The 15,131-nt window shown below is 59.2% G+C and carries 15 protein-coding genes; 9 read left to right on the forward strand and 6 right to left on the reverse strand.

The genetic code is table 11. The annotated features are described in order from the left end of the window. Window positions 1–150: 150 nt before the first annotated feature. The 3 genes from BLU52_RS08660 to BLU52_RS08670 all read right to left on the reverse strand — a co-directional run bounded on the left by BLU52_RS08660 (window position 151) and on the right by BLU52_RS08670 (window position 1,808). Window positions 151–579, reverse strand: a complete 429-nt coding sequence (locus tag BLU52_RS08660; protein ID WP_090282788.1) for a hypothetical protein — start codon at window positions 577–579, stop codon at window positions 151–153. A 2-nt stretch (window positions 580–581) separates the two neighbouring features. After that, window positions 582–1,082, reverse strand: coding sequence for a DUF4822 domain-containing protein (locus BLU52_RS08665; protein ID WP_090282789.1), 501 nt, complete (start codon window positions 1,080–1,082; stop codon window positions 582–584). A 342-nt stretch (window positions 1,083–1,424) separates the two neighbouring features. Further along, entirely contained in the window at window positions 1,425–1,808 is a 384-nt protein-coding gene (locus tag BLU52_RS08670; RefSeq protein ID WP_090282790.1) for a tautomerase family protein, read from the reverse strand. 253 nt (window positions 1,809–2,061) lie between these two features. Here BLU52_RS08670 and BLU52_RS08675 point away from each other — a divergent pair, with 253 nt between their 5' ends. From BLU52_RS08675 to BLU52_RS08685, 3 genes are all read left to right on the forward strand, one after another. Further along, complete coding sequence (locus BLU52_RS08675) at window positions 2,062–2,256, forward strand: hypothetical protein (protein ID WP_090288465.1); 195 nt, start codon at window positions 2,062–2,064, stop codon at window positions 2,254–2,256. Window positions 2,257–2,309: 53 nt separating this feature from the next. Then, window positions 2,310–2,492, forward strand: a complete 183-nt coding sequence (locus BLU52_RS08680) for a hypothetical protein (protein ID WP_090282791.1) — start codon at window positions 2,310–2,312, stop codon at window positions 2,490–2,492. Between the two features lie 242 nt (window positions 2,493–2,734). Further along, window positions 2,735–4,015 (forward strand): HAAAP family serine/threonine permease, encoded by a 1,281-nt coding sequence (locus BLU52_RS08685; protein ID WP_090282792.1) that lies wholly within the window; start codon window positions 2,735–2,737, stop codon window positions 4,013–4,015. Window positions 4,016–4,199: 184 nt separating this feature from the next. Here the strand turns inward: BLU52_RS08685 and acnB are convergent, their stop codons facing one another. Further along, complete coding sequence (gene acnB / locus BLU52_RS08690) at window positions 4,200–6,809, reverse strand: bifunctional aconitate hydratase 2/2-methylisocitrate dehydratase (protein WP_090282793.1); 2,610 nt, start codon at window positions 6,807–6,809, stop codon at window positions 4,200–4,202. Between the two features lie 468 nt (window positions 6,810–7,277). Between acnB and BLU52_RS08695 the strand changes: the two genes are divergently transcribed. Beyond that, window positions 7,278–7,748 carry a DUF1289 domain-containing protein gene (locus tag BLU52_RS08695; RefSeq protein WP_090282794.1) on the forward strand — a complete coding sequence of 157 codons (471 nt, stop codon included), beginning with the start codon at window positions 7,278–7,280 and terminating at the stop codon, window positions 7,746–7,748. 165 nt (window positions 7,749–7,913) lie between these two features. Here BLU52_RS08695 and BLU52_RS08700 read toward each other — a convergent pair whose 3' ends face one another. Then, window positions 7,914–8,777, reverse strand: coding sequence for a universal stress protein (locus tag BLU52_RS08700; RefSeq protein WP_090282795.1), 864 nt, complete (start codon window positions 8,775–8,777; stop codon window positions 7,914–7,916). Between the two features lie 159 nt (window positions 8,778–8,936). On the opposite strand from BLU52_RS08700, the gene miaE reads away from it, so the two are divergent. The 3 genes from miaE (at window position 8,937) to BLU52_RS08715 (ending at window position 11,673) form a co-directional block, all read left to right on the forward strand. Continuing rightward, window positions 8,937–9,548, forward strand: a complete 612-nt coding sequence (miaE, locus tag BLU52_RS08705; RefSeq protein WP_090282796.1) for a tRNA-(ms[2]io[6]A)-hydroxylase — start codon at window positions 8,937–8,939, stop codon at window positions 9,546–9,548. Window positions 9,549–9,678: 130 nt separating this feature from the next. Beyond that, entirely contained in the window at window positions 9,679–10,386 is a 708-nt protein-coding gene (locus BLU52_RS08710) for a winged helix-turn-helix domain-containing protein (protein WP_090288467.1), read from the forward strand. Beyond that, complete coding sequence (locus tag BLU52_RS08715) at window positions 10,387–11,673, forward strand: ATP-binding protein (RefSeq protein ID WP_090282797.1); 1,287 nt, start codon at window positions 10,387–10,389, stop codon at window positions 11,671–11,673. Between the two features lie 134 nt (window positions 11,674–11,807). Here BLU52_RS08715 and BLU52_RS08720 read toward each other — a convergent pair whose 3' ends face one another. Further along, on the reverse strand, window positions 11,808–12,296 hold the full coding sequence (locus BLU52_RS08720) for a GFA family protein (protein ID WP_090282798.1): 489 nt from the start codon (window positions 12,294–12,296) through the stop codon (window positions 11,808–11,810). A gap of 127 nt (window positions 12,297–12,423) precedes the next feature. On the opposite strand from BLU52_RS08720, the gene glsB reads away from it, so the two are divergent. Beyond that, window positions 12,424–13,332, forward strand: a complete 909-nt coding sequence (glsB, locus tag BLU52_RS08725; protein WP_090282799.1) for a glutaminase B — start codon at window positions 12,424–12,426, stop codon at window positions 13,330–13,332. 192 nt (window positions 13,333–13,524) lie between these two features. After that, on the forward strand, window positions 13,525–15,027 hold the full coding sequence (locus tag BLU52_RS08730; RefSeq protein WP_090282800.1) for an aldehyde dehydrogenase family protein: 1,503 nt from the start codon (window positions 13,525–13,527) through the stop codon (window positions 15,025–15,027). The last annotated feature ends 104 nt before the right edge of the window (window positions 15,028–15,131 follow it).

Raw genomic sequence — 15,131 nt, forward strand, 5'->3', positions numbered from 1 at the left:
GGCGGGTGGGTCGCGAAAATCGTTTCAGCGTGCTGAATCCGCCGCGTTTTGGCAATCATGATCATTCGCGCAGTCGTGCATTGATTCTGGACGGCTTCGGGCAAGAAGCAAGGCGTAGCAGCACAGCGGTGAACCGCTGTGCTGCCGGGCTCATTGGGCTGTCTGGGCTTTGGCTTGTTCGGCCAGCGCGATTGGCTTGAAATCGTAGGTTGGGTAAAACTCGGTGCGATAACTGCCCCAGGCAGTATTTTCCAGAGCGAGGTTCACTTCTGCCAGCCGGGAGGCCGGGAAGCGCACGGTGACCACTTGGCCGATGCCCATCATGATGTTCCAGCTCACCACTTCGACGCCGGCCGGCGGGAAGGTCTTGTAGAAGCCCTGTTGCGCGAGCTGGGCCTTGAGTTCGCTCAGCGGGCGGGTCTGATCATGCTTCAGAAAAACCGTCAGCATCATCGCATTGTCAGCAGTGGCGACGGCATTTTTTGCCGGTTGGCTGGCGGCTTGCGCGTACACCCCGGCGCAATACACCGAAGAGGCCAGTAGCGTCGACATAAACAGGGTTTTAAGTGCCTTTTGCATATTCATTCCTTGTCTTGTTGTGTAATGGCGGACCTGGTTTGTACGGTTCCGGTATAAGGTGCGTGGACGACATGAATACGTACAGGCGGATTGGTTTCAATCATGTCGCGAGGTACTTCCCGGGAGTAAGTGAATTCCTGGTCATTCAATGTTTCCAAGCGTCTGACAATGGTCTTGATCGGCCCCATGTCGGGTACAAGAACGTGCTGTTTCTGATCGCCAGTGACAAAGAAATAACCACCGCCACCGTTGTTGTACTTTGACTCACCTGTATCGGTGTAAAAGAATTCGTATCGATTGCGTTCGGGATCCCACGTCGATATACCCACAACGCCGGGATACTTCGCTTTGACGTCGGTTTCAGGGGCGCCGTCGATATAGACCTTGGTGGTCAGCCATCGCGGCGAGGAGCCCAGCTGGCGTATGTCGGTGGCTTGAGCAGCGCTGAGGTGTGGCATGGAGAGTGCCGCCAATAACAGACCAATAATCGTGGGCTTGTGCATGCTGCGTCCTCTTTATCGAATTCAACGATTGCTTGCTGTTGGTTTTCTAATGCAGGGCGTGAAGGATGTTGGTGTGGTTTGAAAAGTAATTCAATGGTTCGGTAGTTGCTTGTAACAAATGGCTTGTATTTAATCTTGGGTAATATTTTGTTGTGATTGTTATGGGTGGTCTGAGTTGTAGGATTATTCTGACTTATCGATAGGATATAAATGTTTTTGTGGGTGATTACTGTCATCCTTTCCGCGTTTTAGGTGCGGGCTGAATAAACGCTGCGTCAGTTTTGATAATGAATTTACTAAATGTGTCATCAACGCTATTGACCAAACGCCCGGAGCGCTGGCTCAAGTAACGTATTGCGCAATACCATTGCCAAACGACCAGTTCTCCTTCTTCACCTCGATCAGATTGATGAACACGTCTTCCAGACGCACCGCCAGTTCAGCGTGCAGGTTATCGGCGATGGTTTTGAACAGCAGTTGCTTCTTCTCCACCGACCGTCCCTCGCTGATGGTGATCTGAATGAACACCACGCCGTCGCTGCGCTGAATTCCCAAGTACTGAGGGTCATAAACGAGGTGCTGGGCGTCGTGCTCGGTGAGGATCTGAAAATTGTCATGTTCCGGCACATCGATGCAGCTGCGCAGGGCGGCATAGATCTGTTCGCCAATACGCTTTGCGAACTCGGGATTGGGGTTTTGCTGAATGTCGACGCGAACCAGTGGCATGAAAGGCTCCGGGAAAATGGCGGGCATCTCTGACACTAGATCAAGCGCGCGACATTGGCAGGGTGTTTGGTCTGGAATATGAGGGATTTTGCGTATGAGCTGGATTACAGAATGCCCGGATTTTGCCTACGTAGCGGGCAGATCCGTCTGCTAGCCAGCAGGGGGTAAAACCGAAATGATGAGTGGCATAAGGCGCGACGCCGATCGACGCTATAGCGCTCAGGCGCATACCGCAAAAAGCCAGGGACGGCGCATGTTTGTTGATGATCGCGAAAGCGCAGAAATTGAAAAGCTACAAACGGAAGCACAGAAACTTGGGGCGGAGAGACGCAAACTGCTGGTGGAGGAGGCGAAGTTGAAAAGGGAGACGTTCTTTTATCCCCTTGTGGCCGGCGCTGCCGCTCTGGCTGCGCTCACCACTTTGTTCGGCTTTTTCCTCAAACCGTAAGTGATAGTCGACAGAACCACGTAGCGACCAACCGACCCAGATAAGAGGCCAGTATGAACTCGGAACAACGAAAAGCCAGGATTGAAAAGCTGTACCAGGATGAGTTTGATTTCAGAGAAGCCATGAAGCCTTTTCACAAGGCTGAGATGCGGGAAACAATTGTTCTTTTTGGTGTGGGAATGCTGATCGCTGCGATCGGTATCGCCTTCGCATTGGTGCTGGTTCGATTCGTTTGAGGTGTAATGATAATCGTTGGGGCGTTTCGTAAACGACATCGTTCATATCTATTAACGACATTGTTGCGCTGAAAACGACGCCGGCCAGATCTGCACCGCACAACCATTCCTCAGCTAAGTCTTTGCTTCTGTTGATTTATCACGGAGAATCGCGCCCCTGTTTCGGCCGGAGCATGTCTGTCGGTTTTTTCCGACGCGTCCTGACCGAGTGGCAAGTGACCGGAATGCGGAGATCCGACCGGATGAATGATCAGGCCAATAGCGTCGAAGAGCGCTTTGATGCAGCAGCACCCGCTGAACTTTCGAGCTGGAATCGCCAGGACACCACCTGGATGTTGGGACTGTTCGGGACGGCCATTGGCGCCGGCACTCTGTTCCTGCCGATCAACGCGGGTCTGGGGGGCTTCTGGCCGCTGGTGATCCTCGCGCTGCTGGCGTTCCCGATGACGTTTTATGCGCACCGTGGCCTGACGCGGTTCGTGTTGTCCGGTCGTGAAGGCGCCGACATCACCGAGGTGGTCGAGCAGCATTTCGGCATCAAGGCCGGCGCACTGATCACGTTGCTGTACTTCTTCGCCATCTTCCCCATCCTGCTGATCTACAGCGTTGGACTGACCAACACGGTCGCCAGTTTCCTCGAACACCAACTGCACATCACGCCGCCGCCACGAGCACTGCTGTCGTTCGTGCTGATCCTCGGTTTGCTCGCGGTGGTGCGCTGCGGCGAGCAAGCGATCGTCAAAGCGATGAGCCTGATGGTCTACCCGTTTATCGTTGCGCTGCTGTTTCTGGCGGTGTACCTGATCCCACACTGGAACGGCGGCATTCTCGCCACCGCATCGCATGTACCAGCACCGTCTGAGCTGTTGCGTACCCTGTGGCTGGCGATTACGGTGATGGTGTTCTCATTCAACCATTCGCCGATCATCTCGGCCTTTGCGGTCGATCAGAAACGCCGCTACGGTCAGCACGCAGAGGAGCGCAGTTCGCAGATCCTGTCGCGCGCCCATGCATTGATGGTGCTGATGGTGATGTTCTTCGTGTTCAGTTGCGTGCTGACGCTGTCGCCGGAGCAACTGGCTGAGGCCAAGGCGCAGAACCTGTCGATCCTGTCGTACCTGGCCAACCATTTCAGTAATCCGACCATCGCTTTTGCGGCGCCGCTGATTGCTTTTGTGGCGATCTCCAAGTCGTTCCTCGGCCACTACATCGGTGCCAGCGAAGGCCTGAAAGGCTTGATCGTCAAGAGCGGCAAGCGTCCGGGGGCCAAGGCACTGGATCGCATCGTCGCGGCGCTCATGCTGGTGATCTGCTGGATCGTGGCGACGCTGAATCCAAGCATTCTGGGGATGATCGAGACGATTGGCGGCCCGGTGATCGCGGCGATTCTGTTCCTCATGCCGATGTATGCGATTCGCAAAGTGCCGGCCATGGCGCGTTATCGTGGGCAGGCGTCGAATGTGTTTGTAACGGCTGTTGGTCTGGTGGCGATTTCGGCGCTGGTTTACAAACTGGCCGTGTGAGTGATCGTTCCCACGCTCCGCGTGGGAATGCAGCCCCGGACGCTCTGCGTCCCCAGGCGTGACGCGGAGCGTCACAGGATGCGTTCCCACGCAGAGCGTGGGAACGATCAGCACCACCCTCGATCAGGCATAAAAAAACGCCGCTCATCTCACGATGGGCGGCGTTTTTTATTGCCTTGCAGCGTTAGGCTTGAACGACCGGGATCTTGGCGTTCGCAGCGGCTTCGCGGAACTCGGCGATCTGGTCGAAGGACAGGTAGCGGTAGACATCGGCCGCCATGCTGTCGATCTTGCCAGCGTATTCCATGTACTCCTCGACGGTCGGCAGGCGACCCAGGATCGAAGCAACGGACGCCAGCTCGGCCGAGGCCAGGTAGACGTTCGCGCCGTCGCCCAGACGGTTCGGGAAGTTACGCGTGGAAGTCGAGACCACAGTGCTGTTCGGCTCAACGCGTGCCTGGTTACCCATGCACAGCGAGCAGCCTGGCATTTCCATGCGTGCGCCGGCCTTGCCGTAGATGCCGTAGTAGCCTTCTTCGGTCAGTTGGTGAGCGTCCATCTTGGTCGGCGGCGACAGCCACAGACGGGTTGGCAGCTGACCCTTGACCTGCTCCAGCAGTTTACCGGCAGCGCGGAAGTGACCGATGTTGGTCATGCACGAACCGATGAACACTTCGTCGATCTTCTCGCCAGCAACGCTGGACAGCAGACGGGCGTCGTCCGGATCGTTTGGCGCGCAGAGTACAGGCTCGTTGATCTCGGCCAGATCGATTTCGATGACTTCGGCGTATTCGGCGTCGGCATCGGCTTCCATCAGTTCAGGGTTGGCGATCCAGGCTTCCATCGCTTGAGCGCGACGCTCCAGAGTACGCGCATCGCCGTAGCCTTCGCCGATCATCCAGCGCAGCAGGGTGATGTTGGACTGCAGGTACTCGGTGATCGACTCTTTCGACAGCTTGATGGTGCAACCGGCAGCCGAACGTTCGGCAGAGGCGTCGGACAGTTCGAACGCCTGCTCCAGGGTCAGACCTTCCAGGCCTTCGATTTCCAGGATGCGGCCGGAGAAGGCGTTTTTCTTGCCTTTCTTCTCGACGGTCAGCAGACCGTTCTGGATGGCGAAGTAAGGAATGGCATGAACCAGGTCACGCAGGGTGATGCCAGGTTTCATCTTGCCTTTGAAGCGCACCAGGATCGATTCCGGCATGTCCAGCGGCATCACGCCAGTGGCTGCAGCAAACGCCACCAGACCGGAACCGGCCGGGAACGAAATGCCCATCGGGAAACGGGTGTGCGAGTCACCACCGGTACCGACGGTGTCCGGCAGCAGCATGCGGTTCAGCCACGAGTGGATGATGCCGTCGCCCGGACGCAGGGAAACGCCGCCGCGGGTCATGATGAAGTCAGGCAGGGTGTGGTGGGTGGTCACGTCGATCGGCTTTGGATAGGCCGCGGTGTGGCAGAAGGACTGCATCACCAGATCAGCGGAGAAGCCCAGGCACGCCAGGTCTTTCAGTTCGTCACGGGTCATCGGACCGGTGGTGTCCTGAGAACCCACGGTGGTCATTTTCGGTTCGCAGTAGGTGCCAGGACGCACGCCCTGGCCTTCAGCCAGGCCACAGGCCTTGCCGACCATTTTCTGCGCCAGGGTGAAACCCTTGGTGCTTTCAGCCGGAGCTTCTGGCTTCTTGAACAGATCAAACGCCGGCAGACCCAGTTCGGCGCGAGCCTTCTCGGTCAGGCCACGGCCGATGATCAGCGGGATACGACCGCCGGCACGGACTTCGTCCAGCAGCACCGGGGTTTTCATTTCGAAGGTGGTGATGACTTCGTCGGTACCGTGCTTGCAGACTTTGCCAGCGTGCGGGTACAGGTCGATCACATCGCCCATGTTCATGTTCGACACGTCGAATTCGATTGGCAGTGCGCCGGCATCTTCCATGGTGTTGTAGAAGATCGGAGCGATCTTGCTGCCGAAGCAGAAACCACCAGCGCGCTTGTTCGGCACGTACGGGATGTCGTCGCCGAAGAACCACAGCACCGAGTTGGTGGCCGATTTACGCGAAGAACCGGTACCGACCACGTCACCGACGTAGGCGATCGGGAAGCCCTGGCCGCGCATTTCTTCGATCTGCTTCATCGGGCCGGTCTTGCCTTGCTCGTCCGGAACGATGCCGTCACGGGCCATTTTCAGCATGGCCAGGGCGTGCAGCGGGATGTCAGGACGCGACCAGGCGTCTGGCGCAGGGGAAAGGTCGTCGGTGTTGGTTTCGCCGGTGACCTTGAATACGCGCAGGCTGATCTTGTCGGCCAGCACCGGGCGCTTCTTGAACCACTCGCCATCAGCCCAGGATTGCAGCACGGCCTTGGCGTGAACGTTGCCGTTCTTGGCTTTTTCAGCCACATCGTGGAAGGCGTCGAACATCAGCAGGGTGTGCTTGAGTTCTTCGGCGGCGACAGGCGCCAGCGCGGTGTCGTCCAGCAGTTCGACGAGGGTGACGATGTTGTAGCCGCCCTGCATGGTGCCGAGCAGTTCGACAGCGCGTTTCTTGTCCAGCAGAGGGGAGGAGGCTTCGCCCTTGGCCAGTGCAGACAGGAAGCCGGCCTTGACGTAGGCGGCTTCGTCCACTCCAGGCGGTACGCGGTTGGTGATCAGGTCAACGAGGAAAGCTTCTTCGCCAGCCGGAGGGTTCTTCAGCAGCTCGATCAGGCCTGCTGTTTGTTCGGCGTTAAGCGGCTGGGGAACGATACCCAGGGCTGCACGCTCTTCGATATGTTTGCGGTAGGCTTCAAGCACAGTTATTACCCTCATCAGTGGTCCCAAATGGGTGTCCGGGACGCTCGTCGCGAAATGCTCGTACTCATGCGCTGCGTGGCGTTGTGGGCCACTTGGCCAGAATTACCGGGCATTCCTTACAGAAGCTGCTTTCAAAGTTTTACGCCTGCAGAACGGGGAGCTGATGAGGGTTGGCGTTGGGCTTTTCCCCGCTGGAAAAACCCTTCGCCAACACCGCTCTGAAGGAACGACTGTGCTCGTGACGCTTTGAAAACAGCTTCTAACGGACATTGGCGCCTTAAAAGGCTGGCTGATTCTACGGCAAAAAAAATTTAAAGGTAAGTCGCGCTCTATTGGACTTTCGTGGCAATCGGCGCGGTGGCAGCGAAGTCCCGGCGCGGCTTTGCCCCTGATGTCCGAGGGGTGATCAATGGACGACAAAGGGCTAACATGCCGGTCTGTTCCGCGTTTCAGTGCCTTGCCTACCTTATGCCCAATCAGACCATCAAGACTCCCTGCGTCGGCCTCTGCTCCACTGTTTACGGTGACTTGGTCTGCCGTGGCTGCAAGCGTTTCCACCACGAAGTGATCCACTGGAATGGTTATGACGAGGAGCAGAAGCGCGCGGTGTGGCTGCGTCTGGAGCAGTTGCTGTCACAAGTGATGGCAAGCAAGGTCGAGATCTTCGACCCGGCGCGCCTGCGCCAACAGCTGGAACAGCGCAAGATCCGCTTCGTGCCGCATCAGTCGGAATATTGCTGGGCCTATCAGCTGATTGCCCGCGGCGCACGGGTGATCGTTAATCTGGAAGCGTACGGGATGGTTTTGCTGCCGGAGTTTCGCGACTGGAACCTGCCGGAACTGCGCGATGCCATTGATCGGGAATTCTTCCTGCTGTCGGAAGCGCATTATCAGCGCTACATCGCCCCCGGGTTCCTCAAGGACGCCTTCGGCGCCTGAACATCAAAACTTCGCGAGCAGGCTCCGCTCCCACAGTGGATCGCGTTTCCCTTGTAGGAGTGAGCCTGCTCGCGATAGCGGTCATGCATTCAAAGAAGGTAGCGACTGACAGTACGCCATCGCGAGCAGGCTCACTCCTACAGGGGGCGCATTCCAAGCAGCGATTCAGTGTTTCACCGCCAGCTCCACCAGATGATCTTCAACCTCCTGCGGCTTGAGCACCAGCACGTCGCTTTCGAGCGCATCGAGCACCGCTTCGGCGGTATTGCCGATCAATGCGCCTGACAAGCCGCTGCGCGCCACGGTGCCAATCACCGTCACCGCCGCCTGCAGCTTGTGCGCCAGATAAGGGATCAAGACGTCCGCCGGGCCTTCTTCGATATGCAAATGCTCGTCGTCGACATCGAACTCGGCCTGAAACGCCCGGCACTGTTCGCGATATTTGGCTTCTATCGTCGATTTGAGCTGGAAGGTCGGATCTGCCGCCGAGAGCATCGGCGACGGGTGCGCGGTGATCACATGCAGGTGCGCCTTGGCCAGGCTGGCGATGTCGTAGCCGTGATCAATGATCGTGGTGTGCAGATGCCGGTGTTCGCCATCGGCATTGCCGACGTCGATTGCCGCCAGAATCACCCGGTCTTTCCATGACCCAGTGGTTTTCACCAGCAGCACCGGGGTAGGGCAGTGGCGCAGCAGTTTCCAGTCTGCCGGCGTCAGCAAGGCTTTTTTCAACGAGCTATCAGGGAAATGCTGTTTGATCACCAGTCCGCAACCCTCGGCCTGCTGCACATCGATGATGGTTTCATGCAGGCTCTCGTTCCATGCCTGTTCGGTGGTCACGCTATAGCCTTCGGCCAGCAGCGCAGCCTTGAGCACGCTGAGCAGACCGGCGTGATCGTGCTTCTTGTCGCACACCAGCAGATGCAGATGGGCCTGGGTTACGCCGGCGATCAGCTTGGCGCGTTTGAGCGCCAGGCTTTCCGCGTGTTCGGGTTCGATGACCACCAGGATGCTGCGAATGGCTTGCATGAGCGGAGTCTCCAGCAAAGAAAAGGCACGGCGTTGCACAACTATAGTTGCTGCGCGATCGTCTGCGACTTGATGCATATCAACGCCAGCCGCTGGTGGTCTGCGGGCAGGCCGGTATAATCGGCGCCCTTCGCTCGTAGACCTTTTGCCGTGAGCCCCATGATCCTTCCCGAAATCCACGAATTCCTTGGCTGCTGCACCCCCGACGCCTGGGTTCAGGCCGCCCTGGCCGATCAGGAAACCCTGCTGATCGATCACAAGAACTGCGAGTTCAAGGCCGCCAGCACCGCCCTGAGCCTGATTGCCAAGTACCATTCCCATGTCGACCTGATCAACATGATGTCGCGTCTGGCCCGGGAAGAGCTGGTGCACCACGAGCAAGTGATGCGCATCATGAAACGGCGCAAGATCGAACTGCGTCAGCTGCACGCCGGTCGTTACGCCTCGGGTCTGCGCAAAGTCGTGCGCAGCCATGAACCGGTGAAACTGGTCGATACGCTGGTGGTCGGCGCGTTTATCGAAGCGCGCAGTTGCGAGCGTTTCGAGGCGCTGGTGCCGCATCTGGACGAAGAACTCGGCAAATTCTACTTCGGCCTGCTCAAAAGCGAAGCGCGGCATTTTCAGGGTTATCTGAAACTGGCCTATCAATACGGCGAGGCGAAAGACGTCGCGCAGGTCATTGAAAAGGTCCGCGCCGCCGAGCAGGAATTGATCGAGTCGCCGGACGAAGAATTCCGCTTCCACAGCGGTGTGCCCGCCGCCGTTTGTTAAAAACTCTTAAAAACATGAAACATCAGCGAAAACCGGCCCCAGCGGCCGGTTTTTGCTGCCTGCGCCAATCGCTTGCCTGTTGATTGCCGCCATAATGCCGGCCACTTTCGACAAGGGTCAGATGGGCGTTATGGATAACCTGGGTTTTGGCAAAGTCCTGCTGGTGGAAGACGATGAGCGTCTGGCGGCGCTGATCGCGCACTTCCTCGAACAACATGGCTACGAGGTCCGCGTGGTGCATCGCGGCGATCTGGCCGTGGCGGCTTTTCTCGAATTCAAACCCAGGGTGCTGGTGCTCGATCTGATGCTGCCGGGGCAGAGCGGGCTGCAGGTGTGCCGCGAGATCCGCAGCGTGTCGGACACGCCGATCGTGATGCTGACCGCCAAGGAAGACGACCTCGACCATATTCTCGGCCTCGAATCCGGCGCCGACGATTACCTGATCAAACCGATCAAGCCGCCAGTGCTGCTCGCGCGGCTGCGCGCATTGCAGCGGCGGCAGGTGCCGGACAACAGCGTAGTGAGCTTTCTCGAGTTCGGTCTGTTGAGCATCGACCGCAGTTGCCGTGAAGTACGGCTGAGCGGCGAACTCATCGAGTTGACCACCATGGAGTTCGAACTGCTGTGGTTGCTGGCCAGCGCGGCGGGCAAGATTCTTTCACGCGATGACATTCTCAACCGCATGCGCGGGATTGCCTTTGATGGGCTCAACCGCAGCGTCGACGTGTACATCAGCAAATTACGCAACAAGCTCAAGGACAACCCGCGCGAACCGGTGTGCATCAAGACCGTGTGGGGCAAGGGTTATCTGTTCAATCCGTTTGCGTGGGAGCTGTAAATGCTGCGCTTGTTTCTCGGTTTGTTTCTGGTCATGACCCTCGGCCTGGTGGCGGCGTTGCAGACCGTCGAACATACGTTCAATGCGTTGCTCGACAATCAGATGCAGGCTTACAACCGCGAAGCGGTGCGTGGACAGGCGTGGTCGCTGGTCGATCATTTGCGCGGCACACAGGGGGCGCAGCGTGAGCAAAAACTCGACAGCTTACGCAAGCACTATGGGCTTTCGCTCAGCCTGGTCGAGGCTGCGCAACTGGCGCTGACGGCGCAGGAAAAAGCCGAGCTGGCGCAGAATCTGCTGGTGATTCGCGACGATTACACCCAGTTCATCAGCAACATCGATGGCGGCTCGCAATTGCTCAGCATCAAGCTGCCGCCGGAGCCGAGCCTGATGCCGTTCTACATCAGTGCCGCCTACGTCATGCTCGCGGTGCTGATCGGCATCGTGCTGTTTTTCTGGGTTCGCCCGCACTGGCGCGATCTGGAAAAGCTGCGCATGGCCGCCGAGCGTTTTGGCGCTAACGATCTGTCGGTGCGTATTCAATTGTCCAGGCGCTCGAACATTCGTGATCTGGCCGAACACTTCAACTTGATGGCGGCGCGCATCGAGGGCCTGATCGCCAATCAGCGTGAGTTGACCAATGCGGTATCCCACGAACTGCGCACGCCGATTGCGCGGTTGTCGTTTGAACTCGATCAGCTCAGACAGCAGCCCGGCGCCAGCCAGAATCGCGAGCTGATTGCCGACATGTACGCCGATCTGGGCGAGCTGGAGGAAATGGTTTCGGAGCTGCTGACCTACGCCAGCCTCGAGCACGGTGCCACGGTGATCAAACGGGAGAATATCCAGGCAGCCAACTGGCTCGACAGCGTGGTCGGCAGTGTCGCACTGGAGGCGGAGGCGGCCGGCATCGAGTTGTTGATTGGTGATTGCCGTGTCGACACCGTGCGCATCGAACCGCGCTTCATGGCGCGCGCGGTGATCAACCTGCTGCGCAATGCCATTCGTTATGCCGAGCAGCGCGTTGAAGTGACGTTGGTGCGCAGCGGCGACGTGTACGAAGTGCGGGTCTGCGATGACGGGCCGGGCGTGCCGATCGATGGCCGGGAGAAAATCTTTGAGCCGTTCTCGCGACTGGATGCCAGTCGCGATCGGCGCACCGGTGGCTTTGGTTTGGGCTTGGCGTTGGTGCGGCGGGTGTCGCAGTCCCATGGCGGGCAGGTTGAAGTGGGGGATTCGACGTGGGGTGGGGCAGTGTTTCGGATGACCTGGGCGCATCTGGATTGAAGACTGTGAGTCTCCTGTCGGGATTACGCCCCCCTGTAGGAGTGAGCCTGCTCGCGATAGCGGTGGATCAGTCAGTAATGGTGTGTCTGACCCACCGCTATCGCGAGCAGGCTCACTCCTACAGGGGGTACGGTTCAGCGGGTCACACCGAGGCGTTCATGCCACTGGGCAATCGATTCTTCGGGGTATTCAGCAAATTGCTGATCCTTGGCTTTCGCCTCGATTTCAACCCACGACGCTTTCGACCCGAGCATCAAATGCGTGTATTCCGGCGGCACCGGCAGCGCTGTATCGATAGCCGAGGCAAACGGATGGATCAGCTCTGGCCACTCCGGACTGAACAGCCACAGGCCGCTGCCGCACAGTGAGCAGAAGTGCCGTTCGGCGCTGCTGCGATGGGCGCGCTGATCGCCGGGGTTTTTCATTTTCGCGTGGTAGATGCTGATGTGTTTGCGTCCGCGCACCTTGAGGCTGGACGCGTCGCCGCCAAGGTTGATCGCGTAACCGCCGCCGCCTTGGGTCTTGCGGCAGATCGAGCAATAGCAGCGTTGATAAGGGTAGGGGTGGGCGCTGTCGAGGCTGAACGTGACCTCGCCGCAATGGCAGGAGCCTTCGAGGTGCATGGTCTTCTCCTGAGGATGAATGTTTGCTCAAGCCTAGAACATTGCGCGCGGTGTGATGCGCCGCCCGCGCGCAGCGTCTAGCCCCAGTGTCCCCGCGATCCCTTGGGGCGAGACTTCGAGACCCGGCATGCAAGCGCTGTTGAACGAGATCCTTGACGCTGTCCGCCCGTTGATCGGGCAGGGCAAAGTGGCTGATTACATCCCCGTCCTCGGCACCGTGCCGGCCAATCAGCTGGGCATCGCCGTGTACGGGAATGACGGCGAGATGTACTGCGCCGGCGACGCCGAAACGCCGTTCTCGGTGCAGAGTATTTCCAAGGTGTTCAGCCTGGTACAGGCGATCGATCATTCCGGCGAAGCGATCTGGGAGCGTCTCGGCCACGAGCCTTCCGGGCAGCCATTCAACTCGCTGGTGCAACTGGAATTCGAACGCGGCCGGCCACGCAATCCGTTCATCAATGCCGGTGCACTGGTGATTTGCGACATCAATCAGTCACGCTTCGCCGCGCCGACCTTGTCGATGCGCGACTTCGTTCGGCGCCTGTCGGGCAATCCGCAAATCATGATCGACGGCAAAGTCGCCGATTCCGAATACCAGCACCGCGCGCGCAATGCGGCGATGGCGTACCTGATGCAGTCGTTCGGCAATTTCCACAACGATGTCGAAGCGGTGCTGCGCAGTTATTTCAGCCACTGTGCACTGCGCATGAACTGCATCGATCTGGCCCGGGCCTTCTGCTTTCTGGCCAACGACGGTTTCTGCAAACACAGCGGCGAGCGCATCCTCACGCCGCGGCAGACCCAACAAGTCAATTCGATCATGGCCACCAGCGGGCTGTATGACGAGGCCGGCAACTTCGCCTACCGCGTCGGTTTGCCGGGCAAGAGCGGCGTCGGTGGCGGGATCGTCGCGGTGGTGCCGGGGCAGTTCACGGTCTGCGTGTGGTCGCCGGAACTCAACGCCGCCGGTAATTCGCTGGCGGGGATGGCGGCGCTGGAATTGCTCAGCTCACGGATTGGCTGGTCGGTTTTCTGAAACTCACACAGTTCCCTTGTAGGAGTGAGCCTGCTCGCGATAGCGGTATGCCAGGCAACATATTGTCGATTGGTCTACCGCTATCGCGAGCAGGCTCACTCCTACAAGTGGTTTTCGGTGGATTGAAGAGGTGTATTTCGTCGGCTAATCCGCTACATTTTCCGGCCGCCCCCTGCATGGTGAATCCGCTTCATGTCTCTTGCGCTCGAACGTCTAGTCGCTGGCACGCCGATCCCTTTTGCCGGTAACCGCGTCACCGTGGTCAGCCCCGAACTGGCCGCGCGCTTTCAGCCCGGTGATCACCTGCTGGTCGAGCAGGTCAGTGGCGAGTTGCTGTTGATCCCCGTGGCCGACCAGCAAGCGGCGTCTGTTGCGATCGAGCGCGCGGCTGCGGCATTCACGGCGTTGTCGGCGGTGAGCGACGAGGCGATCAGCGAGTTCTTCGATCTGTTTGCCCAGCGTCTGGAAGACCCGCAATGCTGGGCGCACATCGAAACCGCCAACCGCGCAGACATTGAGCGCGCCAAGGCCCGTGGCCGCTCGACCACCCGACTGCTCGCCGACGAACGCATGCGCCGCGACATGATCGCCGGCCTGCGTGCCTGGCGGGATGCCGCAGCAACCCGCGGCAAAATCATCAGCAGCGTCGAGCACGACGGCTGGAAGGTCGAGCAAGTGGTCGCGCCGCTGGGCATCGTTGCGTTTGTCTTTGAAGGGCGACCGAACGTGTTCGCCGATGCCGCTGGCGTGTTGCGCACCGGTAACACCGCGGTGCTGCGTATCGGCAGCGATGCGCTGGGCACCGCGCAAGCGATCGTCGCCCACGCTTTGAACCCGGCACTGGCCGCAGCCGGCCTGCCGGACGGCGCGGTGTCGCTGGTGGAAAGTGTCAATCACGCCGCCGGTTGGGCGATGTTCGCTGACCGACGCTTGTCGCTGGCGGTAGCGCGGGGTTCGGGTCGTGCGGTCAGTCAACTCGGCAGCATCGCCCAGCAGGCTGGTACCGCGGTCAGCCTGCACGGCACTGGTGGGGCATGGCTGATCGCCGATCAGGCAGCCGACGCCGAGCGCTTTGCTGCGGTTGTGCGCAACTCGCTGGACCGTAAAGTCTGCAACACCCTCAACGTTTGCCTGATCCAGCGTGATCGCGCCGCTGAACTGGTGCCGTTGTTTCTTGATGCGTTGAAGCAGGCAGGCACCGCGCGCGGGCAGGGTTGCAAACTGCATATCGTCGAAGGCAGTGAAGGTTGCTTGCCGAGTGAATGGCAGGACGCAACGGTCGAGGTTTACCGCGCCGAGGGTTACCAGACTGAAGCGCTCGCCGAACCGCTGGCGCAAGCGCAGCTGGGCCGCGAGTGGGAGTGGGAGGAAACCCCGGAAGTCAGCCTGATGATCGTCGACGATCTGGACCAGGCGATCGCCTTGTTCAACCGCTACAGCCCGCAATTCGCCGTGTCGTTGATCAGCGAGGATGCCGCCATCCATGAGCGCTTCTACAACGCGGTCAACGCGCCGTTCGTGGGCAATGGCATCACCCGCTGGGTCGACGGGCAATACGCGCTGAACAAGCCGGAGCTGGGCCTTTCCAACTGGGAAAGCGGGCGCTTGTTTGCGCGCAGTGCGATTCTTTCCGGGGATGGTGTGTTCACCGTGCGCAGCCGCATGACGCAGGTCGATCTCACGGTTAAGCGCTGATTCTGTAGTCGGTGATCGTTCCCACGCTTCGCGTGGTAACGCAGCCCATGACGCTCCGCGTCACTGGACGCAGAGCGTCCCCGGAGGCATTCCCACGCAGAGCG

The organism is Pseudomonas granadensis (assembly GCF_900105485.1).
In the GTDB taxonomy this organism is placed as follows: domain Bacteria; phylum Pseudomonadota; class Gammaproteobacteria; order Pseudomonadales; family Pseudomonadaceae; genus Aquipseudomonas; species Aquipseudomonas granadensis.

Excerpts from the sequence above, each read along its gene's own strand:
- BLU52_RS08670 (WP_090282790.1), bottom strand. The coding sequence starts at position 1,808 with ATGCCACTGGTTCGCGTCGACATTCAGCAAAACCCCAATCCCGAGTTC.
- BLU52_RS08675 (WP_090288465.1), top strand. The coding sequence starts at position 2,062 with ATGTTTGTTGATGATCGCGAAAGCGCAGAAATTGAAAAGCTACAAACG.
- BLU52_RS08720 (WP_090282798.1), bottom strand. The coding sequence starts at position 12,296 with ATGCACCTCGAAGGCTCCTGCCATTGCGGCGAGGTCACGTTCAGCCTC.
- miaE (WP_090282796.1), top strand. The coding sequence starts at position 8,937 with ATGATCCTTCCCGAAATCCACGAATTCCTTGGCTGCTGCACCCCCGAC.
- BLU52_RS08730 (WP_090282800.1), top strand. The coding sequence starts at position 13,525 with ATGTCTCTTGCGCTCGAACGTCTAGTCGCTGGCACGCCGATCCCTTTT.
- glsB (WP_090282799.1), top strand. The coding sequence starts at position 12,424 with ATGCAAGCGCTGTTGAACGAGATCCTTGACGCTGTCCGCCCGTTGATC.
- BLU52_RS08700 (WP_090282795.1), bottom strand. The coding sequence starts at position 8,777 with ATGCAAGCCATTCGCAGCATCCTGGTGGTCATCGAACCCGAACACGCG.
- BLU52_RS08710 (WP_090288467.1), top strand. The coding sequence starts at position 9,679 with ATGGATAACCTGGGTTTTGGCAAAGTCCTGCTGGTGGAAGACGATGAG.
- BLU52_RS08695 (WP_090282794.1), top strand. The coding sequence starts at position 7,278 with ATGCCCAATCAGACCATCAAGACTCCCTGCGTCGGCCTCTGCTCCACT.
- BLU52_RS08685 (WP_090282792.1), top strand. The coding sequence starts at position 2,735 with ATGAATGATCAGGCCAATAGCGTCGAAGAGCGCTTTGATGCAGCAGCA.
- BLU52_RS08715 (WP_090282797.1), top strand. The coding sequence starts at position 10,387 with ATGCTGCGCTTGTTTCTCGGTTTGTTTCTGGTCATGACCCTCGGCCTG.
- BLU52_RS08660 (WP_090282788.1), bottom strand. The coding sequence starts at position 579 with ATGCAAAAGGCACTTAAAACCCTGTTTATGTCGACGCTACTGGCCTCT.
- BLU52_RS08680 (WP_090282791.1), top strand. The coding sequence starts at position 2,310 with ATGAACTCGGAACAACGAAAAGCCAGGATTGAAAAGCTGTACCAGGAT.
- BLU52_RS08665 (WP_090282789.1), bottom strand. The coding sequence starts at position 1,082 with ATGCACAAGCCCACGATTATTGGTCTGTTATTGGCGGCACTCTCCATG.